The sequence below is a fragment of the Devosia sp. LjRoot16 genome (assembly GCF_964252795.1).
Classification (GTDB): Bacteria; Pseudomonadota; Alphaproteobacteria; order Rhizobiales; family Devosiaceae; genus Devosia_A.
Window position 1 is genome coordinate 1,858,849 of sequence record NZ_CAXUPH020000001.1, and the last position, 22,252, is coordinate 1,881,100.

General features: G+C 64.1%; 32 protein-coding genes, 1 tRNA gene and 1 pseudogene. 26 read left to right on the forward strand and 8 right to left on the reverse strand.

All coding sequences use genetic code 11. The features are described from left to right. The first annotated feature begins 47 nt into the window (after positions 1-47). The 5 genes from ACSQ23_RS08830 to ACSQ23_RS08850 all read left to right on the forward strand — a co-directional run bounded on the left by ACSQ23_RS08830 (position 48) and on the right by ACSQ23_RS08850 (position 2,988). Entirely contained in the window at positions 48-185 is a 138-nt protein-coding gene (locus tag ACSQ23_RS08830) for a hypothetical protein (protein ID WP_156387235.1), read from the forward strand. Between the two features lie 31 nt (positions 186-216). Continuing rightward, positions 217-375, forward strand: coding sequence for a hypothetical protein (locus tag ACSQ23_RS08835; protein WP_156387236.1), 159 nt, complete (start codon positions 217-219; stop codon positions 373-375). Between the two features lie 193 nt (positions 376-568). Then, a complete protein-coding gene (locus tag ACSQ23_RS08840) occupies positions 569-1,171 on the forward strand; it encodes a hypothetical protein (RefSeq protein WP_055875458.1) in 603 nt (200 codons plus the stop codon). A 642-nt stretch (positions 1,172-1,813) separates the two neighbouring features. Continuing rightward, complete coding sequence (locus ACSQ23_RS08845; RefSeq protein ID WP_156387237.1) at positions 1,814-2,560, forward strand: hypothetical protein; 747 nt, start codon at positions 1,814-1,816, stop codon at positions 2,558-2,560. Positions 2,561-2,700: 140 nt separating this feature from the next. Beyond that, entirely contained in the window at positions 2,701-2,988 is a 288-nt protein-coding gene (locus tag ACSQ23_RS08850) for a GlsB/YeaQ/YmgE family stress response membrane protein (RefSeq protein WP_055875464.1), read from the forward strand. 124 nt (positions 2,989-3,112) lie between these two features. Here ACSQ23_RS08850 and ACSQ23_RS08855 read toward each other — a convergent pair. Continuing rightward, positions 3,113-3,188 (reverse strand) — tRNA-Ala (locus tag ACSQ23_RS08855). 53 nt (positions 3,189-3,241) lie between these two features. After that, positions 3,242-4,273 carry an NAD-dependent epimerase/dehydratase family protein gene (locus ACSQ23_RS08860; protein WP_055875467.1) on the reverse strand — a complete coding sequence of 344 codons (1,032 nt, stop codon included), beginning with the start codon at positions 4,271-4,273 and terminating at the stop codon, positions 3,242-3,244. 81 nt (positions 4,274-4,354) lie between these two features. On the opposite strand from ACSQ23_RS08860, the gene ACSQ23_RS08865 reads away from it, so the two are divergent. Continuing rightward, entirely contained in the window at positions 4,355-4,903 is a 549-nt protein-coding gene (locus ACSQ23_RS08865; protein WP_055875470.1) for a TetR/AcrR family transcriptional regulator, read from the forward strand. Positions 4,904-5,124: 221 nt separating this feature from the next. Here the strand turns inward: ACSQ23_RS08865 and ACSQ23_RS08870 are convergent, their stop codons facing one another. Then, positions 5,125-6,138, reverse strand: coding sequence for a Gfo/Idh/MocA family protein (locus tag ACSQ23_RS08870; protein WP_055875473.1), 1,014 nt, complete (start codon positions 6,136-6,138; stop codon positions 5,125-5,127). A gap of 98 nt (positions 6,139-6,236) precedes the next feature. Here ACSQ23_RS08870 and ACSQ23_RS08875 point away from each other — a divergent pair, with 98 nt between their 5' ends. From ACSQ23_RS08875 to ACSQ23_RS08885, 3 genes are all read left to right on the forward strand, one after another. After that, on the forward strand, positions 6,237-6,611 hold the full coding sequence (locus ACSQ23_RS08875; protein WP_055875476.1) for a glyoxalase superfamily protein: 375 nt from the start codon (positions 6,237-6,239) through the stop codon (positions 6,609-6,611). A gap of 74 nt (positions 6,612-6,685) precedes the next feature. Further along, positions 6,686-7,066, forward strand: coding sequence for a DUF6152 family protein (locus ACSQ23_RS08880; protein WP_055875479.1), 381 nt, complete (start codon positions 6,686-6,688; stop codon positions 7,064-7,066). Further along, a complete protein-coding gene (locus tag ACSQ23_RS08885; RefSeq protein WP_055875482.1) occupies positions 7,067-7,513 on the forward strand; it encodes a hypothetical protein in 447 nt (148 codons plus the stop codon). Between the two features lie 3 nt (positions 7,514-7,516). Here the strand turns inward: ACSQ23_RS08885 and ACSQ23_RS08890 are convergent, their stop codons facing one another. Next, complete coding sequence (locus ACSQ23_RS08890; RefSeq protein WP_055875486.1) at positions 7,517-8,125, reverse strand: LysE/ArgO family amino acid transporter; 609 nt, start codon at positions 8,123-8,125, stop codon at positions 7,517-7,519. Positions 8,126-8,198: 73 nt separating this feature from the next. Between ACSQ23_RS08890 and ACSQ23_RS08895 the strand changes: the two genes are divergently transcribed. Beyond that, entirely contained in the window at positions 8,199-9,092 is an 894-nt protein-coding gene (locus ACSQ23_RS08895; protein ID WP_055875488.1) for a LysR family transcriptional regulator ArgP, read from the forward strand. A 21-nt stretch (positions 9,093-9,113) separates the two neighbouring features. Here ACSQ23_RS08895 and ACSQ23_RS08900 read toward each other — a convergent pair whose 3' ends face one another. After that, positions 9,114-10,307, reverse strand: a complete 1,194-nt coding sequence (locus ACSQ23_RS08900; protein ID WP_055875491.1) for an NAD(P)/FAD-dependent oxidoreductase — start codon at positions 10,305-10,307, stop codon at positions 9,114-9,116. A 478-nt stretch (positions 10,308-10,785) separates the two neighbouring features. On the opposite strand from ACSQ23_RS08900, the gene ACSQ23_RS08905 reads away from it, so the two are divergent. The 3 genes from ACSQ23_RS08905 (at position 10,786) to ACSQ23_RS08915 (ending at position 13,406) form a co-directional block, all read left to right on the forward strand. Next, complete coding sequence (locus ACSQ23_RS08905) at positions 10,786-11,826, forward strand: aspartate-semialdehyde dehydrogenase (protein ID WP_055875494.1); 1,041 nt, start codon at positions 10,786-10,788, stop codon at positions 11,824-11,826. A gap of 255 nt (positions 11,827-12,081) precedes the next feature. Next, positions 12,082-12,957, forward strand: a complete 876-nt coding sequence (locus tag ACSQ23_RS08910) for an EamA family transporter (RefSeq protein ID WP_055875497.1) — start codon at positions 12,082-12,084, stop codon at positions 12,955-12,957. Next, positions 12,954-13,406: a GNAT family N-acetyltransferase gene (locus tag ACSQ23_RS08915; RefSeq protein WP_055875500.1), complete on the forward strand. Its 453-nt coding sequence runs from the start codon at positions 12,954-12,956 to the stop codon at positions 13,404-13,406. The genes ACSQ23_RS08910 and ACSQ23_RS08915 overlap by 4 nt, the downstream gene beginning before the upstream one ends. A gap of 41 nt (positions 13,407-13,447) precedes the next feature. Here the strand turns inward: ACSQ23_RS08915 and ACSQ23_RS08920 are convergent, their stop codons facing one another. Continuing rightward, positions 13,448-14,086 (reverse strand): carbonic anhydrase, encoded by a 639-nt coding sequence (locus ACSQ23_RS08920; RefSeq protein ID WP_055875503.1) that lies wholly within the window; start codon positions 14,084-14,086, stop codon positions 13,448-13,450. A 75-nt stretch (positions 14,087-14,161) separates the two neighbouring features. Between ACSQ23_RS08920 and ACSQ23_RS08925 the strand changes: the two genes are divergently transcribed. After that, complete coding sequence (locus ACSQ23_RS08925; RefSeq protein WP_055875506.1) at positions 14,162-14,371, forward strand: DUF1737 domain-containing protein; 210 nt, start codon at positions 14,162-14,164, stop codon at positions 14,369-14,371. A gap of 61 nt (positions 14,372-14,432) precedes the next feature. On the opposite strand, the pseudogene ACSQ23_RS08930 reads toward ACSQ23_RS08925, so the two are convergent. Beyond that, positions 14,433-14,855: pseudogene (locus ACSQ23_RS08930) on the reverse strand (winged helix-turn-helix transcriptional regulator); the annotation flags it as partial. Positions 14,856-14,922: 67 nt separating this feature from the next. On the opposite strand from ACSQ23_RS08930, the gene ACSQ23_RS08935 reads away from it, so the two are divergent. The 3 genes from ACSQ23_RS08935 to ACSQ23_RS08945 all read left to right on the forward strand — a co-directional run bounded on the left by ACSQ23_RS08935 (position 14,923) and on the right by ACSQ23_RS08945 (position 16,385). Further along, a complete protein-coding gene (locus tag ACSQ23_RS08935; protein WP_055875514.1) occupies positions 14,923-15,597 on the forward strand; it encodes an alpha/beta fold hydrolase in 675 nt (224 codons plus the stop codon). Then, positions 15,594-16,034 carry an SET domain-containing protein-lysine N-methyltransferase gene (locus ACSQ23_RS08940; protein ID WP_055875515.1) on the forward strand — a complete coding sequence of 147 codons (441 nt, stop codon included), beginning with the start codon at positions 15,594-15,596 and terminating at the stop codon, positions 16,032-16,034. Before ACSQ23_RS08935 ends, ACSQ23_RS08940 begins: the two co-directional genes overlap by 4 nt. A 114-nt stretch (positions 16,035-16,148) precedes the next feature. Then, positions 16,149-16,385: a hypothetical protein gene (locus ACSQ23_RS08945; protein ID WP_055875516.1), complete on the forward strand. Its 237-nt coding sequence runs from the start codon at positions 16,149-16,151 to the stop codon at positions 16,383-16,385. Positions 16,386-16,535: 150 nt separating this feature from the next. Here the strand turns inward: ACSQ23_RS08945 and ACSQ23_RS08950 are convergent, their stop codons facing one another. Continuing rightward, positions 16,536-17,165 carry an NUDIX domain-containing protein gene (locus ACSQ23_RS08950; protein ID WP_055875520.1) on the reverse strand — a complete coding sequence of 210 codons (630 nt, stop codon included), beginning with the start codon at positions 17,163-17,165 and terminating at the stop codon, positions 16,536-16,538. Between the two features lie 151 nt (positions 17,166-17,316). Between ACSQ23_RS08950 and ACSQ23_RS08955 the strand changes: the two genes are divergently transcribed. The 9 genes from ACSQ23_RS08955 to ACSQ23_RS08995 all read left to right on the forward strand — a co-directional run bounded on the left by ACSQ23_RS08955 (position 17,317) and on the right by ACSQ23_RS08995 (position 22,250). After that, positions 17,317-17,547 carry a hypothetical protein gene (locus ACSQ23_RS08955; protein WP_055875523.1) on the forward strand — a complete coding sequence of 77 codons (231 nt, stop codon included), beginning with the start codon at positions 17,317-17,319 and terminating at the stop codon, positions 17,545-17,547. A gap of 145 nt (positions 17,548-17,692) precedes the next feature. Next, entirely contained in the window at positions 17,693-18,079 is a 387-nt protein-coding gene (gene sdhC / locus ACSQ23_RS08960) for a succinate dehydrogenase, cytochrome b556 subunit (protein WP_055875526.1), read from the forward strand. Further along, entirely contained in the window at positions 18,076-18,471 is a 396-nt protein-coding gene (sdhD, locus tag ACSQ23_RS08965) for a succinate dehydrogenase, hydrophobic membrane anchor protein (protein ID WP_055875528.1), read from the forward strand. The genes sdhC and sdhD overlap by 4 nt, the downstream gene beginning before the upstream one ends. A gap of 5 nt (positions 18,472-18,476) precedes the next feature. Next, the gene (sdhA, locus tag ACSQ23_RS08970; protein WP_436090371.1) at positions 18,477-20,285 is read left to right on the forward strand and encodes a succinate dehydrogenase flavoprotein subunit; all 1,809 of its coding nucleotides are present in this window, start codon (positions 18,477-18,479) and stop codon (positions 20,283-20,285) included. Between the two features lie 16 nt (positions 20,286-20,301). Beyond that, positions 20,302-20,664 carry a hypothetical protein gene (locus ACSQ23_RS08975; protein ID WP_436090372.1) on the forward strand — a complete coding sequence of 121 codons (363 nt, stop codon included), beginning with the start codon at positions 20,302-20,304 and terminating at the stop codon, positions 20,662-20,664. Further along, the gene (locus ACSQ23_RS08980; RefSeq protein WP_436090373.1) at positions 20,661-21,167 is read left to right on the forward strand and encodes a hypothetical protein; all 507 of its coding nucleotides are present in this window, start codon (positions 20,661-20,663) and stop codon (positions 21,165-21,167) included. The genes ACSQ23_RS08975 and ACSQ23_RS08980 overlap by 4 nt, the downstream gene beginning before the upstream one ends. Beyond that, positions 21,164-21,592, forward strand: a complete 429-nt coding sequence (locus ACSQ23_RS08985; RefSeq protein ID WP_436090374.1) for a DUF3052 domain-containing protein — start codon at positions 21,164-21,166, stop codon at positions 21,590-21,592. Before ACSQ23_RS08980 ends, ACSQ23_RS08985 begins: the two co-directional genes overlap by 4 nt. A 17-nt stretch (positions 21,593-21,609) precedes the next feature. Continuing rightward, on the forward strand, positions 21,610-21,897 hold the full coding sequence (locus ACSQ23_RS08990; RefSeq protein ID WP_436090375.1) for a hypothetical protein: 288 nt from the start codon (positions 21,610-21,612) through the stop codon (positions 21,895-21,897). A 20-nt stretch (positions 21,898-21,917) separates the two neighbouring features. After that, on the forward strand, positions 21,918-22,250 hold the full coding sequence (locus tag ACSQ23_RS08995; RefSeq protein WP_436090376.1) for a hypothetical protein: 333 nt from the start codon (positions 21,918-21,920) through the stop codon (positions 22,248-22,250). Positions 22,251-22,252 lie beyond the last annotated feature (2 nt).

Below are 22,252 nucleotides of genomic sequence, written 5' to 3' on the forward strand. Positions count from 1 at the left end.
CTCAGGATAACCTTGTTCAATCAATAGTTTAGTCCGGGAGAATTGCTGTGCGCCGTGCCATTATCCTCGCGCTTTCCGTTATTGCGATCTCGAGCCTCACCGGCCATGCCATGGCCTTCCAGACCGGCACCATCTACGTGACCAAGGACGGCGAATGGATGTGCATCGACCGCTGGGGCAAATGAGATTCCTCCCAGTTCCAGCGGTGGCTGGACGGTGGTCACGCCGCCGCGCAAAGTCGGGGGCGATTGCAACAACCACTACGTGGTGCAGACCGGCACGACGCTCGGCGCCTCCGTCGACCTGGCCTCGCCGCTGCTGCAGGACCCGACCGTGCGGGCCGACAAGGGCATCAGCGAAAAAGGCATCAAGTAACCTCGCCGGGGCAACCGAGAGGAGATCCGTCCTCCTGGTTGCTTCACGACGCGGTCTGCGGCCTGATGGCGGCCTCGAGCAGTTACCGTTCGTTGAATCGGTGAATGCTCTGAGTCTTTGATTAGTCGCGCTTTCGAACCGGAAGAGTCTGCAACTTTTCCTGAAAGCACTCCAGGGTCCCAGCGAGGGAGCGATGGCCGACTTAACGACGAGATCGCTCGATTCCGCCACCTGGCCAGCTTTCGCCGCGCTGGTGGAGCGGCACAATGGCGTCTGGGGCGGTTGCTGGTGCATGGCGTTTCACCCGGAGGGCACCGGCAATCACAAGCCGCCGGGGCAGAACCGGACCGAGAAGGAAGCGCGGGTGCATCGCGGCGAGGCGCATGCAGCGCTGGTGTTCGACAGCGAGATCTGCGTGGGCTGGTGCCAGTTCGGCTCGCCCGCCGAATTGCCGCGCATCAAGGCGCGGCGCGCCTACGAAGCGGAACCGGCGCCGGCGGCGGACTGGCGGATCACCTGCCTGTTCGTCGACAAATCCTACCGGCGCCAGGGTGTGGCGGCTGCCGCGCTGGCCGGCGCCCTCGGCGAGATCAGCCGGCTGGGCGGCGGCCTGGTCGAGAGCTTTCCCGAAGACGCCGAGGGACGCTCGGTCTCTTCGTCCTTTCTCCACAACGGCACGCTGGCCATGTTCGAGCAGGCAGGCTTCGTGCGGCAGCGTCGGCTGGGGAAGGACCGCTGGCTGGTGACGGCGGTACAGCCAGCCGGTTGGGCGCTAACACAAGCACGAATGGGTTGAAATCGAAGTGGTGGAGCTGAGCGGTCTGCAGAAACCAAACTGCATCAAGGGCCTCGGCTGGCTAACCGTCCTGAGACCACTCATTGAATGATAACGGACTTTTCTGCCTGTTGGCTAACGCAAAAGTCCCGGTGCGATACAGATTGGCGGCGGGATTGCTTGCCTCGCGTAGCCGGCGGCCGCTTCGCGCGATGTGTGGACCTACTGCTCGTCGTGCGTGAGACCAGAGTCCTGACGGTTCAGCAGGCTTTCTCGATATCGGGCAACGCCCAGCTCTTGTCGTAGAGCGGCTGGGCCACAGAACCGAAGGTCGGAAACCGGCTCGGCCCCTCGACCCGTCGCGATCGAGTTCTTCTCTCGGCCGATCGGCATCGTCGGGCCAAAGCCTTCGCGCATCGGCCCTCACAAGTGCAGCGGTATCGTGATGGCATCCCAGCGCAAAACGCTCTGTCCCCGGCGAAAATATGCAACTATCTGGCTAATTTCCAAGCAATATCAAGCGCCACAGACGGAATTACTTATATATAGATACATTTGTAGATAGTTCGAAATATTGGCGTCCCGAACTGTTCATATGCAGCTTTGCCATTACTTTCTCGTTTACATGTATCGGCCGGTTCTGCCGGTTAGGAGGAGAGTAATATGCGAAGCAACATGTCAGCATTTTTGACGGCAGCGGTTCTCGTTGTCGGGATTGGTATTGCTCCTGCTAGTGCCGCCGGCGTTCTGGGAGGCGTTCTGGGTGGCGGCGGCAGCGACGGGGGGTTGGTGACGATCGAGGAGGGCGAGGCGGGCAACGACTCGTTGGTCAACGTCGGCATCGGCGGTGAAAACAACAACGTGCTCGACGTCAACCTGGGTGCCAACGACCCGCTGGCCAATGCGAACGTTTCTGCTGGGCTGACGGATAGCGGGCTCGTCGCCAGCACATCAGTCACCCTCGACCTGGGTGGCCTTGGACTCGATCTTGATATCGACATCGGCATTCCGGGCCCTGGTGGGCTGGGCGGGCCAGGAGGCGCTGGTGGACCTGGCGGCGGTGGCTACGTCCTGGTCGGCAGTCTCGGCGGCGGTTCATTCGTCATCAAGTGCTCAGTGAACGACGCGCGTAACCTTCTGCAGGTTGCCGCGAACGGCAAGATCAGCAACGCCGAGATCAAGGCTTGGGCCCGGGCGACCGGTGTGCAGATCGTGCCTATCAAGCTTTGCCCGACTGCCAAGCGCCAGGTTGCCCAGATCTTCGCCCGTAGCAGCAAGGTCAATACCCTGCAGGGCGCGGTCGTGAACGACGCACTGATTATGGCCACGCTTAGCCGTAGCGGATACGACGCCAGCGATGTGGTCGCTGTCCAGCGTCGCAATACGCAACTGATTGTGTACGTGTTCTGACAACGACGGAGCTGGAACGAAAGCCTGAGTTCCCGCGTTCTCAACGTGACCTTTCTGGTCCACAGACCCCACGCCCTCGGGGACCTGTAGCCGCTCCGCCACCCGCGGGGCGGCTTTCTTCCTTGTGGGGGTCTGGGAACATGCAAATGAGCACCGAAAGTTTGTTGATCATACTCCTCGTCGGCCTGGTCGCTGGGTGGCTGGCCGGCCTGATCGTGAAGGGTTCTGGACTTGGCTTAATCGGCGACATGGCCGTCGGTATTGTCGGAGCATTGATCGGTAGCTGGCTGCTCCCGCAACTTGGCATCGCCTTGGGATCCGGCGTGGTCGCAGCCATAGTGAGTGCGACTATCGGCGCAGTCATCCTTCTCGTCATCATCGGCCTCGTGCGGCGCGGCAGTGGCGGTGGACTGTTTCGACGACGCTAGCCTTTGTGGGTTCGCAACGTCCGCTTCAGAGAACGCCTGCTGAACAGTACATTGGCTAACCGAGAGAGAGGTTAGCCAAAAGCGGCCGCTAACTGTTTGATATCAATAACCGTGAAGATCGAAGTGGTGGAGCTGAGCGGAATCGAACCGCTGGCCTCATCATTGCGAACGATGCGCTCTCCCAACTGAGCTACAGCCCCGCTTCGATGGCGCGCTTATTAGCCAATCCGCGCGCCGAGGACCAGTCCTTTTTTCAGGCGACGAGACGCTGGGCGACGAGGCTCCGGGCGGTGGCGACGGCGGCGTCGGGCCCGGGGATGGTGGGGCGGGCGAGCAGAAGGCGGCCGCTATTGCCGTCGACGCGCCTGACGTGGCCGAGTTCGGCGGTGTTGGAGCCGATCTGCGGATCGAACAGGCCGATCAGCCGAACCACCCAGTTGGGCAGCTCGAAGCGCGGGGCGCGGCCGGCGACCTGGGGCAGCGCGGCGCGGAGCGCGGTGGCCAGCTCGAACAGGCTCATCTCGCGGTCGGCGAGGATGTGACGTTTGCCACCCGCGGTTGGCGCGGTCATGGCCGCCACCTGGGCGGCGGCGACGTCGCGGACGTCGATGATGGAAAAGCTCATCTTCGGCGCGGCCGGGATGGAGCCGTTGAGCAGCCGCTGCACCAACAGGCCCGAGGTGCCGACATCCTCGTCGAGCAGCGGGCCGAGGATGGCGCCGGGATTGATGGTGGCGAGCCGGTCGCGCGCGCCGAAGCGATCGGCGACAGCCCAGGCCTCGCGTTCGGCGCGCAGCTTCGATTCGGCGTAGGCGCTGACCTTGGGACTATCGGGATTGGTCCAGTCGGCAGTGGTGAAGGTGCGGCTGTAGTCGTCATGGCCATAGGCGATGGCGGCGATCGAAGAGGTGACGACGACGCGCTCGACGCCGGCGGTGAAGGCGGCAGTGACGGCGCGCCGGGTGCCTTCGACGGCAGGACGGATCAGGTCGTTCTTGTCCCTGGGCATTTCGAGCACGAAGGGCGAGGCGACGTGCTGCAGGTAGCGCACGCCGGACATCGCTTCTGCCCAACCCTTGTCGGCGAGGAGGTCGAGGGCGACAAACTCCAGCCGCGCAGTGTCGGCGCCATGGGCAGCGAGGGTTTTCCTCACCTTTTCGGCCCGCTCGAGGCTGCGCAGCGAGCCGCGGACGGTGTAGCCTTGGGCGAGGAGCTGCAGGGCGACATGGCCGCCGAGAAAACCGGAAATGCCGGTGACGAGGACGCGGTCAGGCTGGTCGGACATTTGGGGTATCCCTCCGTTGAACTGAACGATATGTACGAATATCGTTCAGTTCGTTCAAGATATCGACGAAGGAAAATCGGCGTGGCGGAGATCGACAAGCGGGAGCAGATCCTTTCGGCGGCGCGGCGGCTGATCCTCAGGCAAGGATTGCGCGCCACCTCGATGGAGGCGATTGCGGCCGAGGCACGAGTGGCCAAGCCCACGCTCTACAAATATTTCGGCGACAAGAACGCGGTGTTCGAGGCGATCGTCGCCGAGCTGATGGTGGAGTTGCACGAGCGGTTCGTGGCGGCGCTCACCGGCGAGGGCACAGTGGTGGCCCGGCTGGCAGCGGCGCTGTCGGCCAAATACGAGGCGATCGATCGGCTGCTGGGGCAATCGCCGTACGCCGACGAACTCTACGACGAGCACGAAAAGGTACGGCCCGAGGTGCGGGCGACCGAGGACGTGATCGACGCGATGGTGGCTGAGGAACTGCGGAAAGCGGGGGCTGGACAGCCCGAACTACTGACCCGGCTGCTGCTCGATGCAGCCTGGGGGATCAAGCGGAAGGCGCGGGGCCCAGGGGAAGCGGGGCCGGGGATTCGGCTGCTGGTGGAGCGGCTGGTGGGGCCGGAGGTGCGAGGGTAGGGGCGTTTGGCGTGCGACGGGGGCATTGGCACCGTTCCCCCGGCGAGCGTACCAAGTTATTGAAGTTCTCAATGAATCTCGGTGTCATCCCAGCGCAAGCTGGGATCCAACTCGCCACAGCGCAAGCGGTGGAATGGGTCCCAGCTTTCGCTGGGATGACAACCGGTGGGGAGGGGAGTCGGTACGTCGACCCCCCTGCAATTTCTCGGCCCGGCTATGGATCAGACGGTGGCCCAGGCGCCGGTTTTTTCGCTTTTGAACACCGCGTCGATGACCTTCATCGATTTGATGGAGTCCTCGACGCCCCATTCGAGCGATTTGTTGTCGAGGATGGCGCGGCAGAAGGCGTTGGCCTGCTCGGTGTACTGGTCGCAGGGCGGGATGATTTCGCGGCGGCTGAGGTGGCCATCGGGCGAATAGCCGTTGTCGATGATGATGGCGGTGGCGGTGTCGGCCGGGGCGTTGAACGGGATCACCAGTTCGACGCGGCCCTTGGTGCCGATCAGCTCGAGCGACTGGTGATTGACCGACTGGGTGGAGCAGACGAAGCTTGCCTGCTTGCCGCCGCCGAAATCGAGGATCACCGAGGCGAGGCGGTCGGTCTTCATCACCGGGTCGCGGTCGACCAGCGACACGGCGCGCTGTGGCTCGGCCTCGAACAGGAAGCGCGAACCGGTGATCGGATAGCAGCCGACATCGTAGATGCCGCCGCCGCCGATATCGGCCTGGTTGCGCACATTGCTGGGGTCGGTGAGGAAATACTCGAAGATGCCGCGCACGGTGCGGAGTTCGCCGAGCTCGCCAGAACGGGCGATGTCGCGGGCGCGGAGCCACTGCGGGTGATGGCGGACCATGAAGGCTTCATGAAAGACAATGTTCTTGGGCAGTTGCCGGAGTTGCTCGGCCTCTTTGGCGTTGAGCGCGATCGGCTTTTCGCACAGCACGTGCTTGCCGGCTTTCGCCGCGGCCAGGGTCATCGGCACGTGCAGGTGGTTGGGCAGCGGATTGTAGATGGCGTCGACGTTGGGGTCGGCGAACAAAGCTTCGTAGCTGCCATGCGCCTTGGCCTTGCCGGTCAAACCGAGTTCGGCGATGTACGCTTCGGCCTTCGCCACGTCGCGCGAGGCGACGGCGACCACTTCGCTCAGCGGCGACTTCATGATCGCCGGGGTGACCTTCTTCAGCCCGATATTGGCGGTGCTGAGGATGCCCCAGCGAATCTTCTTTTCAGCCATGATGTGTCTCCCTCAAGTTGCCCTATTGGTAGCGGATGGACAGCGTCGCTGCCATAAGACTTCCGCGAGTTTTGGCGCTGCAAACAAGGAGGAACCCGATGACGCTGACCTATCTGCAGACCGTACCGATCCTCCGCTCGTTCGATGAGATCAAGGCGCGGGAGTTCTATGTCGACTGGCTGGGCTTCACGGTGGATTGGGAGCATCGGTTCGAGCCGGGAATGCCGCTCTATATGCAGGTGAGCCGGGATGGCATCGTGCTGCACCTCTCCGAGCACCATGGTGACGGCTCGCCCGGCGTGCATGTACGGGTGAACTGCACCGGGGTCGCCGAGCTGCAGGCGGAGCTGATCGCCAAGCGCTACAAGAACAACCGGCCTGGGCTGGAGCGGCCTGAATGGGGCGGGCTCGAATGCACGGTGATCGATCCGGTCGGTAACCGAATCACGTTCGCCGAGGCGGATGGCGCCTGATCGAGCCGTTGTCGCGAGGCGGCGACAGGCATAGGCTGTTTGCCAGTTTGGCAGGGGGCCCAAGGGAGGTTCCGATGAGGAGACGTGGCATTCTGCTGCTGGTTGCGGCGTTCGGCATAGCGATGCCGGTGCTGCCGGCGCTGGCGCACCATGGCTGGGCGTGGACCGAGGAGGGGTTCTTCGAACTCACCGGGACGGTCAAATCGGTGTTCGTCGGCAACCCGCACGCGACGCTCGACCTCGAGGTCGAGGGCGTGGTGTGGCGGGTGGAACTGGCGCCGCCGGGACCGACCATGGCCTCAGGGTTCACCGAGGATACGGTGAAGCCGGGCGATGAGGTGGTGGCGCTGGGCAATCGGTCGCTCGATCCGAACGAGAAGCGGATGAAGGCGGTGCGCATCACCGTGGGCGGCAAGGCCTACGATATCTATCCCACCCGTGTGCCGGCCAACTAGGTGGAGACGCTGCTCGGCAGTATCGAGCAGCTGGCGCTGATCAAGGCGCTGAAGACCTCGTTTTTTGCCTATCCGGTGGTCAACGCGCTGCACATCCTGGCGGTGGGCGGGCTGGTGACCAGCGTGATCCTGATGGATCTCAGGGTGATCGGGGTGATCCGGAGCATCGACGAGCAGCCGTTCGTGCGGCTGCTGCGGCGGGTGGCGCTGGGTGGCTTCGGGCTGGCGGTGCTGACCGGGGCGCTGATGTTCGCGGTGCGAGCGACGGACTATGCCGGGATGCCGCTGTTCTGGATCAAGCTCGGGCTGATCTTTGTCGCGGGCCTGAACTTCGTGGCGTTCAGCCTGCTGAGGGTCGAGGGGGCCAGGCGGGTCCTGGCGGGGGTGTCGATCGTCTTATGGCCGACGGTGCTGCTGGTGGGGCGGTTCCTGGGGTTTGTGCTCTGAGGCTCAGCCGAGCAGCAGTTTTAGGGCGATGGCCCACATCACCAGCGCGATGACGGCTTCGAGCAGGCGCCAGGCCTCGGGCCTGGCGAAAAGCGGGCGCAGCCAGATGGCGCCATAGCCCAAGGCGAAGAAGAACAGGAACGAGCCGAGGATGGCGCCCAAGGCGAACCAGACCTCGGCGCCGGCGAACTGGGTCGACACCGTGCCGAGCAGCACCACGGTATCGAGGTAGACGTGCGGGTTGAGCCAGGTGATGGCGAGGCAGGCCAGCAGCGTCGCCGCGAGACCGCGTGGACCGGCCGAGGCGCCGACGCTCAGCGCATTGCCGGCCCGGAGCGCCGAGAGCAGGCTCCTTGCCCCGTACCAGACGAGGAAGGCGGCGCCACCGTAGCGCATCACCGGATCGAGCCAGGGCAGCCAGCTCGCGACCTTGCCGAAGCTGGTGACACCAAGGGTGATGAGCACCGCATCGGACAAGGCGCAGGCAAGGCTGACGGCGAAGACGTGCTCATTGCGCAGGCCCTGTCGCAGCACGAAGGCGTTCTGCGCGCCGATGGCGACAATCAGGCTGAGGCCCATGCTCAAGCCGGCGAAGAAGATTGGGAGATTCATGGAGGTGCCGTAGGTGGCGCGGCTGGCTCAATCCAGTTAACTTTCATCACCTGGAATTAGCGGAACTAAGCCGATGATCGATTATCCCGCGGCGCAGGCGGTGGCTCTGGTGGTGGAGACAGGCAGCTTCGAGCGGGCGGCGCGGGCGTTGAGCGTAACGCCGTCGGCGGTGTCGCAACGGGTGAAGCAGCTCGAGGAGCGGCTGGGGGTGGTGCTGATCGAGCGCGGCAACCCGTGCACGGCGACCGAGAAGGGCGCCTGGCTCTGCCGGCATATCGAGCATGTCGGGATACTCGAGAGCGAATTGATGCAGCAGATGCCAGGGCTCCGGGGTGAGGCCGAGCGGCGGGTGACGATCAGCATCGCGGCGAACGCGGACAGCGTCGGGACTTGGTTCCTCGGGGCGATCGCGCCGTTTACGCGCGGCAGTGAGCACCTCGTCAACATCGCCATCGACGATGAGGGGCACACGGCAGAGTGGTTGGAGCGCGGCCGGGTGCTGGCGGCGGTGACCTCGTTCGGCGACCCGGTGCGAGGCTGTCGGGTTACCCCACTGGGCGCGCTGCGGTACCAGGCCACGGCGAGCCCGGAGTTTTGCGCGCGCTACTTCGCCGATGGGGTGACGGCGGCGTCGCTGGCGAAGGCGCCGGCGCTGACCTTCAACCACAAGGACCGGTTGCAGCAGGATTGGGTGCGGCTGGCGACGGGCGAGGTGGTGGCGTTTCCGACGCATTGGCTGCCCTCGACGCAGGGCTTTGTCGACGCCTGTGTCCTGGGGATCGGCTGGGCCCTCAACCCGGTGTCGCTAGTGGCGGACCATTTGAGCGCCGGCCGGCTGGTGGAAATCGCACCGCGGGCGACGCTGGATGTGCCGCTCTACTGGCAGGTGAGCCGGTTCGCGGCGGATCGGCTGCCGGAGCTGACACGAAGCGTCGTGGCGGCTGGGCGGCAGGAGTTGGTGCAGTGAGCGTGGTCCGCCGGCTTCGGCTTATGCGACCTGTCCCGCGGCCCAGCCGGAGGCCCAGGCCCACTGGAAATTGTAGCCGCCGAGCCAGCCGGTGACATCGACGGCTTCGCCGATGAAATAGAGCCCGGGGACGTTGCGCGCCTGCATGGTGGTCGAGTCGAGGCCGTCGGTGTCGATGCCGCCCAGCGTCACTTCGGCGGTGCGGTAGCCTTCCGAGCCGGTGGGCTTGATGGTCCAGCGCCGAAGCGAGTCCTCGATCTTCTGAAAACTCTTGTCGCTCATGTCGCCCATCATGGTGGTGACGCCGATCTCTTCGGCCAGCATCTGGGCGAGGCGCTTGGCGAGGTGCTGCGACAAGACGGTCTGTAGCTGCAGTTTTGGCGAGGTGCTGCGCGCCTCGCGGAGGATCTCGCCGAGGTTGCCATTGGGGAACAGGTCGATGACGATGGCGTCGCCCTCACGCCAGTAGCTCGAGATCTGGAGGATCGCCGGACCCGAGAGGCCGCGATGGGTGAAGAGCATGGCTTCGTCAAAGCTCTTCTTCCCCACCGAAATGCGGGTGGGGTCGACGGCGATGCCGCTCAGCGGCGCGAGGCGCTCGAGGATGCGCGGCTCGAAGGTCAGCGGCACCAGGGCAGGGCGGGTCTCGGTGACCTGCAGGCCGAACTGGGTGGCGAGCTGATAGGCAAGACCAGTGGCGCCCATCTTGGGGATGGATTTGCCGCCGGTGGCGACGACCATCGCTTTGGCGATCAGCGTTTCGTTCGCGGTCATCACGGTGAAGCTGCCGTCGGCGTGGCTGACGCCGTCGATCTCGGTGTCGAGCAGCAGGTTACCCCTGGCCTTTTTCAGCTCGCTGAGCAGCAGGTTGACGATCTGCTGGCTCGAGCCATCGCAGAACAGCTGGCCCAGGGTCTTTTCGTGGAACGGGATGGCGTACTGGTCGACCAGCGCGATGAAGTGTTCCGGCGTGTAGCGCGACAGGGCGGAGAAGGCGTAGCGCGGGTTGCTGGAAAGGAAGCGGTCGCGGCCGGCTTTCACCGTAGCGTTGATATTGGTGAAGTTGCAGCGCCCGCCGCCGGAGATGCGGATCTTCTCGCCGGCATTCTTGGCGTGGTCGATCACCAGCACCGAGCGGCCGCGCTTGCCGGCTTCGATGCCGGCCATGAGGCCAGCCGCGCCGGCGCCGAGGATGATCACGTCGTAAGTTTGCATGGGGTGGGGATGGCGGTTTTCCGCGGGCGATGCAAGGGGGACCCAGTCGTGGCAATCAAACTCGATGTCATCCCAGCGAAAGCTGGGACCCAACTCGCAGCCGGAACCAGCGGATAGGTGGACGATGTCCGTGGGTCTGGCCGCCCCCTCCACCATGCTGCGCATGGTCCCCCTCCCCCGCCACGCGGGGGAGGATGAGCGTAGGCGATGTCCTATAGGTGATTGACTATTTGCGATTTCGGCGTAGAAACGCGGCGCCGGACAAGAGGATCGGGTTGCGGGATGCGCAAGACCCACATCACAATGACCAAAGCGGAGACCAAGGGTCTTCGTGGTGTCGTTGTTTCGGCGACCAAAACCACCAAAACCCCCTGAGCCGATCCCCGGGCAACTCCCGCCGGGGAGCGGCCGGATGCCATGTGCCGCGGACCGAGCCGGTCCAGCGCGGGGGAAATGAAGGCAAAGAGGACTTTCCAAAATGGGTTATCGCGTCGCCGTCGTCGGGGCCACAGGCAATGTGGGCCGGGAAATGCTCAACATCCTCGCCGAGCGGAAGTTTCCCGCCTCGGAAGTGATCGCCTTGGCCTCCGCCCGCTCGCAGGGCCAGGAGATCAGTTTTGGCGACAAGCGGCTCAAGGTACAGAACCTCGAGCATTTCGATTTCAAGGGCGTCGATTTCGCGCTGATGAGCGCCGGCTCGGCCATCGCCAAGGAGTATGGCGAAAGGATCGGGGCGACCGGCTGCATCGTCGTCGATAATTCGAGCTTCTGGCGCTACCACGGCGACGTGCCGCTGGTGGTGCCGGAGGTCAATGCGCATGTGCTCGACGCCTATATGGCGCGCAACGACCGCAAGAACATCATCGCCAACCCGAACTGCTCGACGGCGCAACTGGTGGTGGCGCTGAAGCCGCTGCATGACCTTGCGACGATCAAGCGGGTGGTAGTCGCGACTTACCAGTCCGTTTCGGGCGCCGGCAAGGAGGGCGTCGACGAGCTGTGGGACCAGACCAAGGGCGTGTTCGTCAACGACAAGCCCGAGCCCAGAAAGTTCACCAAGCAGATCGCCTTCAACGTCATTCCACACATCGATGTGTTCATGGAGGATGGCTATACGAAGGAAGAGTGGAAAATGGTGGCCGAGACCAAGAAGATCCTCGACCCCAAGATCAAGCTCACCGCGACCTGCGTGCGCGTGCCGGTGTTCGTCGGCCACTCCGAGGCAGTGAACCTCGAATTCGCCAACCCGATTTCGGCTGACGAGGCGCGCGAAGCACTGCGCGAGGCGCCGGGGATTTCGGTGATCGACAAGCGCGAGGCCGGCGGCTACGCCACGCCAGTGGAGGCGGCAGGCGAGTACGACACCTATGTCAGCCGCATCCGCGAAGATGTGACGGTCGAGAACGGCCTGAGCCTCTGGGTGGTGAGCGACAACCTCAGGAAGGGCGCGGCGCTCAACACCGTGCAGATCCTCGAGACGCTGGTCGAGCGCAAGCTCGTGGAGAAGAAGGCGGCTTAGGCTGCTAGCCGGGGCTGTCGCTCCTTGCTTCGCGTCGGATCGGCGATGCTGCCGCATCGCATACCCCTCATCCGGCGCTGCGCGCCACCTTCTCCCTCAAGGGGAGAAGGCACCCGACTGAGAGTCCTCGTTTCCATCGCCTTCTCCCCTTGAGGGAGAAGGTGCCCGAAGGGCGGATGAGGGGTATCACATCGCATGGCGATGTGCGGTCCGAGCAGTAGCGAGGAACGCCATAACCGCCGCAGGAACCGTCCGATGCCCATCCGTCATATCGTTCTCGCCCTTTCGGTCGCCGTCGTCTGGGGGCTGAGTTTTGTCGCCATCCGGTGGGGCGTTGACGAGGTGGCGCCGCTGCTGCTGACGGCGGTGCGCTACATCTTTGCGGCGCTGCCGGCGGTGTTTTTCGTCAAGCGTCCGGCGGTGGGGTGGCCGCTGCTGATCGGCTATGGCCTCGCCATCGGCGTCGGGCAGTTCGGGCTGCTGTTCCTTGCCATCAAGCTCGGCATGCCGGCGGGTCTGAGCTCGCTGGTGATACAGCTGCAGGTGTTCTTCACGATCTTTCTCGCCTTCGCCTTCTTCGGCGAGCGGCCTGGCCTCGCGCAACTGGGCGGGGCGGCGGTGGCGCTGGTGGGCATCGGGGTGATCGCGGTCGACCGGCTCGAGGGGGCGGCTTTGCTGCCGCTGCTCCTGACTATCGCCGCGGCCGGCTGCTGGGGCCTCGGCAACATGGTGGGGAAGGCGGCGGGACGGATCGACATGCTGGGGTTCGTGGTGTGGTCGGCGCTGATCCCGCCGATCCCGCTGCTGCTGGCCTCGCTGCTGCTCGACGGGCCAGGGGCAGTCCCGCTGGCGCTGTCGCACCTGACCATCAAGGGGATCGGCTCGATCGCCTTCATGGCCTATATCGCGACGCTGTTCGGCTTCGGCGCCTGGGCCTGGCTCCTGAGCCGCTACAATACCGGGCAGGTGGCGCCGTTTGCGCTGTTCGTGCCGGTGGCGGGGATCGCCAGCGCGGCGCTGTTCCTCGGCGAGGCGATCACCGGGGTGGAGATCATCGGCAGCGTGCTGGTGTTTGCCGGGCTGCTGATCAACGTGTTCGGGCCGCGGTTGTTCAAGCGGGCGCCGGCATGATCACGCTGCGGCAGGCGAGGGAGGCGGATGCGGCTGATATTGCGGCGCTGTTCGCGACGTCGCGGCGGCTGCTGACCTTCCTGCCGGACCTCCACACCGTCGAGGAGGACCGGGTCTATGTCCGCGACAAGGTGCTGCGCGACTTCCGAGTGACGGTGGCGGAGCGAGATGGGGCGATCGTCGGCTTCATGGCCGAGCTCGAAGGCTGGATCGAGCATCTCTATGTGGATGCGGCACAGCTGCGCTCCGGCGTCGGGTCGGTGCTGATCGCCGATGCGCAATCGCGCAACGAGGACCTGCAGCTATGGTGCTTCGCCAATAACCTGCGCGGCCGGGCGTTCTATGAGCGGATGGGGTTCGAGGCGGTGAAATTTACCGATGGCGCGCGCAATGAGGCGCGGGCGCCGGATATTCTGTATCGGTGGGAGCGGGAGTTTGGCAGCGGGTGAGGGGTGCTGCGCGTGGCCCCCCTCCACCACCCTTCAAGCGATCACACGTCCGGCCGGTAGAAGTCGCCGTCGTCGTTCATGACCCAGAGTTCGCCGGTCGAAATGTCGAACCAGGCGCCGTGGATAGCGAGTTTGCCTTCGTCCTCGAGGCGCTTCACATAGGGAAAGGTGCGAAGGTTGTTGATCGAGTTGCGGATCGAGAAGCGCTCCAGCATGGTCTGGCGCTCCTTGTTGGTCAGCAGGGTGTATTTCGCGACCTCGTCGGAGACCGGGGCCAGCATGGCCATCCACTTGCCGATGAAATCGCCCTGCGCCAGCGGGCCGGTATCGGGGGCGAGGGCCGCCTTGATGCCACCGCAGCGGCCATGACCCATCACCACGATGTTGGAGATTTCGAGCGCGGCGACGGCGAACTCGATCGCTGCCGAGGTGCCGTGCTGCCCGCCATCAGGCTGGAATGTCGGCACCAGATTGGCGACGTTACGCAAGACGAACATCTCGCCCGGTCCGGCCGAAAAGATCGTCTCAGGTGCTGCGCGACTGTCGCAGCAGGCGATGATCATGGTGGTCGGGGATTGCCCCTGATCAGCCAATTCCCGGTAACGGCCCTGTTCGGGGTCGTAACGGTCGGACATGAACGACTTGTAGCCGTCGAGCAAAAATGCTGGAAACCGATCCATACCGCAGCGGATTAGCGGTAAGTGGACGCAATTTCAATCGCCCGGGGCAAAGAGGGCGAGCAAAAGGAGTAGTGCATGTTGATCTATCGGTTCCTCTCGGGGGAGGACGATTCCGCCTTCTGCCATAAGGTTACCAAGGCTTTGAGCGATGGCTGGGTGCTGCACGGTTCTGCCAGCTATGCGTATGACGCAATGAACAAGAAGATGGTCTGCGGCCAGGCGGTGACCAAAGTGGTCAGCGACCAACCCTATGACCCGGACAAGAAACTGGTCGACTACGTCTAGTCGTTTTTGATTATCGCGTTTCCGACGTGGGAATGTCGGAAGTGCTCTAGATCTCGCCGTTCAGGTGGATGCGCCGCAGGGCCTCCATCTGGGCGGCAACGGCTCCCGGTCCGCCGCGATCGCGGGCCTCGCCGGTCGCCGCCATTTGCGGATCAACCGGCTGGTACTTGCGGCTCCAGCGGCTGATCTCGGCCACGATCGGCAACAGCTCGATTCCCATCTCGGTCAGCGAATAGATCGCCTTCAGCTTGTGGGCGGGATCGCCGGCGCGCGTCAGCACGCCCGCATCGACGAGCTTCACCAGCCGGTCGGCAAGGATGTTGGTGGAGATACCCTCATCGGAGGCGAGGAACTCGCGGAAGTGCCGCTTTCCCGCAAACATCATGTCGCGGACGATCAAGAGACTCCATTTGTCGCCGAACACCTCGAGACCGAGGTTGATCGGGCAGCCGGAACGGTGGGGAGACGCCTCGGGGTTTTCCATGCTTGCAAAATACAATCATTGGTTGTAAAACGCAATCGCTTGCAAAATGCAATCGTTGGAGGAAGAGATGGCGACGTTCGTGATCGTGCATGGGGCCTGGACGGGAAGCTGGTCATGGGTGCGTGTGATCGACCGGCTGCGGGCGCGGGGTCACAAGGTGCATGCGCCGACGCTGAGCGGGCTCGCCGAACGTTCGCATCTTAACCAGCTGCCGATCACCCTGAGCACCCATATCGACGACATCGTCAACGAGGCGCTGTGGAATGATCTCGATGGCATCGTGCTGGTGGCGCACTCCTATGGCGGGATCGTTGCGACCGGAGCAGTGGAGCGGCTCGGCAAGAAAGTGCGCTCGATTGTCTATCTCGATGCCTTCGTGCCCGAGGACGGACAGGGGTTCACCGATTTCGCACCGGGCTGGGAACTGAGCGGTCAACTCACCGAGTCGCCGCCCTCTTCGCCGGGCGACTACCTCGACGAGGCGGATCGCGCCTGGGTGGAGAGCAAGGCTTCGCCGCAGCCGACCGCGACGCTGACCGAGCGGCTGAAGGTCACAGGCGCCTACAAGGCGGTGCCCAGGAAGACCTATATCGTCGCCACCGGCTGGAACGGTTTCCAGGGCATCGCGGATGGGTTCCGCAATCAGCCCGAATGGACGGTTCGCGAGGTCAAATGCGGCCACGATGTGCCCGTCGACAAGCCGGAGGAACTCAGCGGACTGCTCGAGGAGGCGGCAAGATGAATGTACATATCGACAGCTTTACCGAGGCGTTCCTCGGCGACGGGGCGTTCGTGCCGACTGTCGCCGACGCGGTGGTGGGGCCAAGCCGGATCGCCGGACGCGGGCTGTTCAGCAGCCGGGCGCGCAAGGCCGGGGAGCTGCTGGCCGAACTCGATGGACAACTGGTCGAGTGGGAGCGGTTCCCTGAGGTGCTCGAGACGCTGGAATGGAACGCGGTGACGCCGGAGCTGCTGCTGGTCCGGCCGTTGAGGACCAGCTACGGGCTGATCAACCATTCGTCCGACCCCAATGTGGTGATCGACCCGGACGGGCGGCACATGCGCTGCGGCCGGGCGGTGGAACTGGGCGAGGAATTCACCATGGATTATTTCGCGCAGCCGGTGCCGGAGGCCTATCTGGCGCTGCCGGAGGCGAGGGTGCTGCGGGGAGAGCTGTAGCGGGTGTGTGGCCTAAACCGAACATGAACGATGGGTTCAAGGCGGGTTCGGGCAGGCGGGGCTAGAAGGGGACAACAAACGCGCTGGGATGCGCCAGGTTTTTGAGGTCCCGAAATGCAGATCAAGCTGATTGTCGCCGCCGCCGCACTTGCCGCCCTGGCGCTGCCGCTCGCGGTGTTCGCCAGCCAGCCGCAGGACGGGACTGTCAAGCCGGCGCCGTCGCTGGCCAAGGCGCAGATTCTGTCGATGCTGATGCTCGATCCGCGCGAAACCGGCGCCGAGTTCACGGTGAAGCTGCCCGAGGGCTATGCAACGCTGGACGTGGATGCGGACCCGTTCGTAACGAACTGAGCTTTTCGCTGCTCCAACCCCATACTCGGTGTCACCCCCGCGAAAGTGGGGGCTTCTGTTTTCTGAGCGTGCCGAGAACTCCGCAAACGGAGGTTCCCGCTTTCGCGGGAATGACCCGGTGGGTGGGACGGATCCCGGGGACATCCCCCCTCAGAGAATCCCCTTCAACCTCACATGCTGCAGCAGCATGATGGTTTTGGCGTCGGCGATTTCGCCTGATGCGATCATCTCGAGCGCGGCGTCGATGCCGAGTTCCAGCACTTCGATATCTTCGCCTTCATGCTCGAGGCCGCCGCCGGCCGAGACTTTTGAGTCCGCGTCGTATTCGGCGAGGAACAGCGAGAGCTTCTCGGTGACCGAGCCGGGGCTCATGTAAGCGCTCATCACCAGCTCGACGTCGTGGACGCGGTAGCCGGATTCTTCCTCGGCCTCCTTCTTCGCGGTGGTCACCGGGTGGTCGCCGTCGAGCTTGCCGGCCACGACCTCGATGAGCCAGCCCAGGTCGCCACGCGTACCCAGGTCGCCACGCGTACCCGGGTCGCCACGCGTAGCGTGTTCGCCATGGGCGAAGACCGGGAAGCGGAATTGCCGGGTGAGGATGACGGTGCGCTGGGCGCGGTTGTAGAGCAGCACCCCGGCGCCATCGCCGCGATCGTAGGTTTCGCGCTCCTGGCGCTGCCATTCGCCATTGCGGCGCTTGAGCTCGATGGTGGTTTTCTTCACCAGGCCCCAGTTTTTCGACAGCACCTGTTCGCCGAGCACCCGTACTTTTTCGTTCACGTCATCTCTCCTCCGGGAACCGGCACAAAGATCATGCGTTGCTGAACCGATTGTGAATAGCGGCTTCAGCGCCGGGCCAAGTGAAGGCAGCTAGAAGTCTCGTCAAGCAGCGGAAACCGGATACCGGTCGCCCGCAACAGGGACGAAAGAGATGGGCAGACTCGCAGCAGGAACCGTCATTGCACTCGCGATCCTCGCGATGCAGGGCAACCTGGTGCCGGATGTCCTGGCCGAAGACAGCCAAAGGCTGATCGCTTCGACCACGCTTTCGTCCGCCACCCCGGTGGCGTCCGGACCCAGCAGCGAGCGAGTGCTGAGCCTGTTGCTCACGCTCGAGGCGCTGCGGGCCGCGCCCGAGGTGCTCGGCTCCCCACGCCGCTAGAGATGCGCTCAGCGCATAACAGAACCAAAGTGCAATGCTCGGCATAAGCAGAGCCTTTGACCTCCGGGCAAAGCGCCGCTAGAAGTCTCGAACCATTCCAAACTGGAGCGCCCGGCCTTCTCGGCGGGCGAGGCGCGAGACTAGCATGGCTCCCTCTTCACGGCCGCTTTCGCCGCATCTTTCGATCTACCGCTTCACGCTCACCATGACGATGTCGATCGTGCACCGCGCGACCGGCATTGCGCTCTATGGCGGCACCCTGCTGTTGGTGCTGTGGCTGGTGGGGGCGGCGGTCGGCGGCGGCTTCTTCGATTTCGTCACCTGGCTGTTCGGCATGTGGCTCGGGCAGCTGGTACTGTTCGGCTACACCTGGGTGCTGTTCCACCACATGTTTGGCGGCATCCGGCACTTCGTCTGGGATACCGCCAAGGCGATGGACGCAAACGGCCGTGAGCTGGCGGTGCGGATCCAGCTCGGGGCCTCGATCCTCGTGACACTGATCGTCTGGGCAATCTTCGTGTGGTTCAAATGAGCGTTCTCGGCAAACCCACGCGGGCGCAGATCCAGAACCCGGCGACGCGCTACGGCAAGGCCAAGGCCTCGACCCGGCATTTCATCACCCAGCGCATCACCGGCGCGATCAACATCGTGTTCTCGATCTTCATCATCTGGTTCGTGGTCAGCCTCGCCAGCCGGGCGCCGGCCGAGATGATCGAACTGGCGCGCAACCCGTTCGTCGCCATCGGGCTGGCGCTGCTGGTGGTCAACGTCTCGATCCATATGCGCAACGGCATGCGCGATACGATCGAGGATTATTTCGACAAGGGCGAACATGGCTGGGCGATGCTCGCCAATAACCTGTTCGTCGGTTTCTTCTTCGTGGTGGCGCTGGGCGCCATCGCCAAGCTCGTCTTCTGGGGTTAGTCCGCATGGCCGCTTACGAGATCATCGACCACGAATTCGACGTGGTCATTGTCGGTGCTGGCGGCGCCGGGCTGCGCGCGACGCTCGGCATGGCCGAGCAGGGGCTCAACACCGCCTGCATCACCAAGGTGTTCCCGACCCGCTCGCACACCGTGGCGGCGCAGGGCGGCATCGCCGCGTCGCTGGGCAATATGGGTCCCGACAGCTGGCAGTGGCACATGTACGACACCGTCAAAGGGTCGGACTGGCTGGGCGACAACGACGCCATGGAATATCTGGCGCGCGAGGCGCCGGCAGCGATCTACGAGCTTGAGCACTATGGCGTGCCGTTCTCGCGCACCGACAAAGGCACGATCTACCAGCGGCCGTTCGGCGGCCACATGACCGAATTCGGCGATGGCCCGCCGGTGCAGCGCACCTGTGCCGCGGCCGACCGCACCGGGCATGCTATCCTCCACACGCTCTATGGCCAGTCGCTTCGCAACAACGCGCAGTTCTTCATCGAGTATTTTGCGCTCGACCTGATTATGGGCGCCGATGGTTCGTGCCAGGGCGTGATGGCCTGGAAGCTCGATGACGGCACTCTGCATCGGTTCCGCGCCAAGCTGGTCGTGTTGGCGACCGGTGGTTATGGCCGGGCGTATTTCTCGGCGACCTCGGCCCATACCTGCACCGGCGACGGCAACGGCATGGTGGCGCGGGCCGGGCTGCCGCTGCAGGACATGGAGTTCGTGCAGTTCCACCCCACCGGGGTCTATGGCGCGGGTGTGCTGATCACTGAAGGGGCGCGCGGCGAGGGCGGCTATCTCACCAATTCCGAGGGTGAGCGGTTCATGGAGCGCTATGCGCCCAACGCCAAGGACCTGGCGAGCCGCGACGTCGTGAGCCGCTGCATGACCATCGAAATCCGCGAAGGGCGCGGCGTCGGGCCGAAGAAGGACCACATCTTCCTCCATCTTGACCATCTCGACCCGAAAGTCCTGCACGAGCGGCTCCCGGGGATCACGGAATCGGCCAAGATCTTCGCCGGCGTCGACCTGACGCGCGAGCCGATCCCGGTGCTGCCGACGGTGCACTACAATATGGGCGGCATCCCCGCGAACTATCACGGCGAGGTGCTGAACCCGACCGACGGCGATCCGGACCGCGTGGTGCCGGGGCTGATGGCGGCGGGCGAAGCAGCCTGCGCCTCGGTGCACGGCGCTAACCGGCTGGGTTCGAACTCCCTGACCGACCTCGTGGTGTTCGGCCGGGCCGCGGCGCTCCGGGCGGCCAAGGTGGTCGACAAGGGTTCTATGGTACCGGCGATCGTCGCATCGGAAGACGAGCGCATCCTCGCGCGCTTCGACCGGCTGCGGCATGCAAACGGGGCATCGCCGACGGCCGAAGTGCGCGACAGGATGCAGCGCATCATGCAGGAAGATGCCGCGGTCTTCCGCACCTCGGAGTCGCTGAAGTCTGGCGTCGAACGCATCACCGCGCTGTACGGCGAACTCAGCGACCTCAAGGTTTCAGACCGCTCGATGATCTGGAACTCGGACCTGGTGGAAACGCTGGAACTCGAGAACCTGATGGCCTGCGCCGCGACCACGGTGGTTTCCGCCGAAGCCCGGCACGAAAGCCGCGGCGCCCACGCGCATGAGGATTACCCCAACCGCGACGACGTGAACTGGCGCAAGCACACGCTGAGCTGGATCAATGATGCGGGCAAGGTGGATCTCGGCTACCGGCCGGTGCATGTCGACCCGCTGACGCCGGAAAGCGAGGGCGGGATCAGTTTGAAGAAGATCGCGCCGAAGGCGAGAGTTTACTGAGGTGAGGGGCGCTCGGATGCGGTCGGCGATTGGGATTGTCGCGGCGACCGTGTTCGCTTCGCTGATCGGCGCTTCCGAGGTCACGGCGGCCACGAAGCTCTCGGAAGCGGTGCTGGACAAGATCGTCAGGGGTTGCATCAGCAACACGGCGTTGGTCTGGGCGAACCCGGCGGCGAAGGATCAGCTCTGCCCCTGCTATGTCCGCAATGTCGTCAAGGCGCCGGACCTGATGGATGCGCAGCGCCTCTACGTCCTGGCATTCGTTGGGGGCCGGGCCGCTTCGTCGGTTGCGACGGGGCCGCTGTCGGCAGAGCGGCAGGAAGAGGCGTTCCAGTATTATCTCAGCGGTCGCATGAACAAGGGGTGCGTCGCCAAGTGAGCGCTCCAGTCGGCTACTCAAGCACACCGCTGCCGCAGAAGCTCGGGCTCAAGAACGCGCAGCGCGTGCTGCTTGTTGGGTTAAGCCTGCTGGCGGGGTCGGCTGTGGCAGCAGCAGAGGTGCGACCGGCCTCCGAGGAGGAGATTGCGGTGGCGCTGGTCGGCTGCTGGGATCGCGAGGCGACGAGAGAGACAATCAGGCTTGAGAAAAGCGGCTTCATCAATGAGTACGACATCTGCTTCGGACAGGACGGCAGGGTGTCGGCGACCTCTACTACCGGGGACAAGGTGTGGGGGCTCGAAGGCTTAGGCAGCGACGGAACTTTTGAAGTTGCTGACGGACGGCTGCTGCTCAATGGGGGCGGCGAAGGCTGGTTTCTCGGCGCCTGGGAGTTGTCGTGCGATGTCGTGATGCTGCCAGGGGTCGCAATGCAGTTTCGAAACTGCGTCGGCAGCAGCGGCGAACTGCTTGCAAACACTAGCTACTCGAGAGACGGCGAGTGACCGCTCCCCCCGGCTATTCAGGCACGCCGCTGCCGCAGAAGCTCGGCCTGAAGGACGGGCAGCGGGTGCTGTTTCTGTCGCTTCCGGATGAGCTCGATGAACTGAAGACCTCGCGAGACTTTGCCGAGGTGCGCGAGGCCGAGTGGGATGCGTGGCGCGGCAGTACCGGCTGGGACTTCGTGCATGGCTTCACCGCCTCGCGCGGCGTGCTCGAGGATAATGCGCGGCCGCTGCTGGAGGCAATCACCCGGGACGGGGTGATCTGGATTTCGTGGCCGAAGAAGGCCTCAAAAGTGCCGACCGATATCACCGAAGATGTCATCCGTGAGGTGGTGTTGCCGATCGGGTTGGTCGACATCAAGGTGGCGGCGGTCAGCGAAATCTGGTCGGGTTTGAAACTGATGATCCGCAAAGAATTGCGGTGAGAGAGACGGGGCGAATGATGAAGCGGGTTTTGGTGGCGTTCTTGGCGCTGGGGATGCTGTCGGGCGTGGCGCAGGCTGCGCCGACCGAGGCGCAGAAGGCAGATTTCTACAAGACCTGCATGGGCATCGCTTCGGACGATGCGCTCTGCGCGTGCAAGGCGGATGCGGCAATGACGCTGATCGACGAGGAGTTCATGGCCCTGGTCATCGCCTCGATGAAGGGCAAGTCGCCGCCGGAAGGCCAATATGCGGCGTATAACACCTACGTCGCCAAATCGAACCAGATCTGCAAGCCGAACTACTGACCAAAAACGAGGTATCGCCCGTGTCGCTCATCTCCACCAAAGCCCTAGGACTTGTCGCCGGCGCGTTCGCGACGCTCTGGCTCGCCGGCTGCGGCGGGCTTTCGGCGGATGCGCAGGCGGTGGCCGATGCCTGCTCGAAGGTGCCGGGCGCCACGGCGGAAAGCTGCCAGTGCTATGCCAAGGAATTGTCTAGCAAGCTGAAGCCCGAGCTGATGAAGCTCGCGACCTATGCCCAGACCGATCCGGGCAAACTGTTCGATCCCGCAGTGATCGGCAATGTGAGCGCCAATGACGTGATGGCGGTGACCAACACGTCAGCCGCCGCGCTCAAGACGTGCAAAGTTGTAGGATAGAC

Bases quoted from the DNA above. Each gene is read 5' to 3' on its own strand.
- sdhC (WP_055875526.1), top strand. From the start codon at position 17,693: ATGGCTCCCTCTTCACGGCCGCTTTCGCCGCATCTTTCGATCTACCGC.
- ACSQ23_RS08905 (WP_055875494.1), top strand. From the start codon at position 10,786: ATGGGTTATCGCGTCGCCGTCGTCGGGGCCACAGGCAATGTGGGCCGG.
- ACSQ23_RS08990 (WP_436090375.1), top strand. From the start codon at position 21,610: ATGAAGCGGGTTTTGGTGGCGTTCTTGGCGCTGGGGATGCTGTCGGGC.
- ACSQ23_RS08935 (WP_055875514.1), top strand. From the start codon at position 14,923: ATGGCGACGTTCGTGATCGTGCATGGGGCCTGGACGGGAAGCTGGTCA.
- ACSQ23_RS08895 (WP_055875488.1), top strand. From the start codon at position 8,199: ATGATCGATTATCCCGCGGCGCAGGCGGTGGCTCTGGTGGTGGAGACA.
- ACSQ23_RS08880 (WP_055875479.1), top strand. From the start codon at position 6,686: ATGAGGAGACGTGGCATTCTGCTGCTGGTTGCGGCGTTCGGCATAGCG.
- ACSQ23_RS08860 (WP_055875467.1), bottom strand. From the start codon at position 4,273: ATGTCCGACCAGCCTGACCGCGTCCTCGTCACCGGCATTTCCGGTTTT.
- ACSQ23_RS08900 (WP_055875491.1), bottom strand. From the start codon at position 10,307: ATGCAAACTTACGACGTGATCATCCTCGGCGCCGGCGCGGCTGGCCTC.
- sdhA (WP_436090371.1), top strand. From the start codon at position 18,477: ATGGCCGCTTACGAGATCATCGACCACGAATTCGACGTGGTCATTGTC.
- ACSQ23_RS08910 (WP_055875497.1), top strand. From the start codon at position 12,082: ATGCCCATCCGTCATATCGTTCTCGCCCTTTCGGTCGCCGTCGTCTGG.
- ACSQ23_RS08920 (WP_055875503.1), bottom strand. From the start codon at position 14,086: ATGGATCGGTTTCCAGCATTTTTGCTCGACGGCTACAAGTCGTTCATG.
- ACSQ23_RS08875 (WP_055875476.1), top strand. From the start codon at position 6,237: ATGACGCTGACCTATCTGCAGACCGTACCGATCCTCCGCTCGTTCGAT.
- ACSQ23_RS08925 (WP_055875506.1), top strand. From the start codon at position 14,162: ATGTTGATCTATCGGTTCCTCTCGGGGGAGGACGATTCCGCCTTCTGC.
- sdhD (WP_055875528.1), top strand. From the start codon at position 18,076: ATGAGCGTTCTCGGCAAACCCACGCGGGCGCAGATCCAGAACCCGGCG.
- ACSQ23_RS08915 (WP_055875500.1), top strand. From the start codon at position 12,954: ATGATCACGCTGCGGCAGGCGAGGGAGGCGGATGCGGCTGATATTGCG.
- ACSQ23_RS08840 (WP_055875458.1), top strand. From the start codon at position 569: ATGGCCGACTTAACGACGAGATCGCTCGATTCCGCCACCTGGCCAGCT.
- ACSQ23_RS08845 (WP_156387237.1), top strand. From the start codon at position 1,814: ATGCGAAGCAACATGTCAGCATTTTTGACGGCAGCGGTTCTCGTTGTC.
- ACSQ23_RS08870 (WP_055875473.1), bottom strand. From the start codon at position 6,138: ATGGCTGAAAAGAAGATTCGCTGGGGCATCCTCAGCACCGCCAATATC.
- ACSQ23_RS08890 (WP_055875486.1), bottom strand. From the start codon at position 8,125: ATGAATCTCCCAATCTTCTTCGCCGGCTTGAGCATGGGCCTCAGCCTG.
- ACSQ23_RS08955 (WP_055875523.1), top strand. From the start codon at position 17,317: ATGGGCAGACTCGCAGCAGGAACCGTCATTGCACTCGCGATCCTCGCG.
- ACSQ23_RS08940 (WP_055875515.1), top strand. From the start codon at position 15,594: ATGAATGTACATATCGACAGCTTTACCGAGGCGTTCCTCGGCGACGGG.
- ACSQ23_RS08945 (WP_055875516.1), top strand. From the start codon at position 16,149: ATGCAGATCAAGCTGATTGTCGCCGCCGCCGCACTTGCCGCCCTGGCG.
- ACSQ23_RS08975 (WP_436090372.1), top strand. From the start codon at position 20,302: ATGCGGTCGGCGATTGGGATTGTCGCGGCGACCGTGTTCGCTTCGCTG.
- ACSQ23_RS08850 (WP_055875464.1), top strand. From the start codon at position 2,701: ATGCAAATGAGCACCGAAAGTTTGTTGATCATACTCCTCGTCGGCCTG.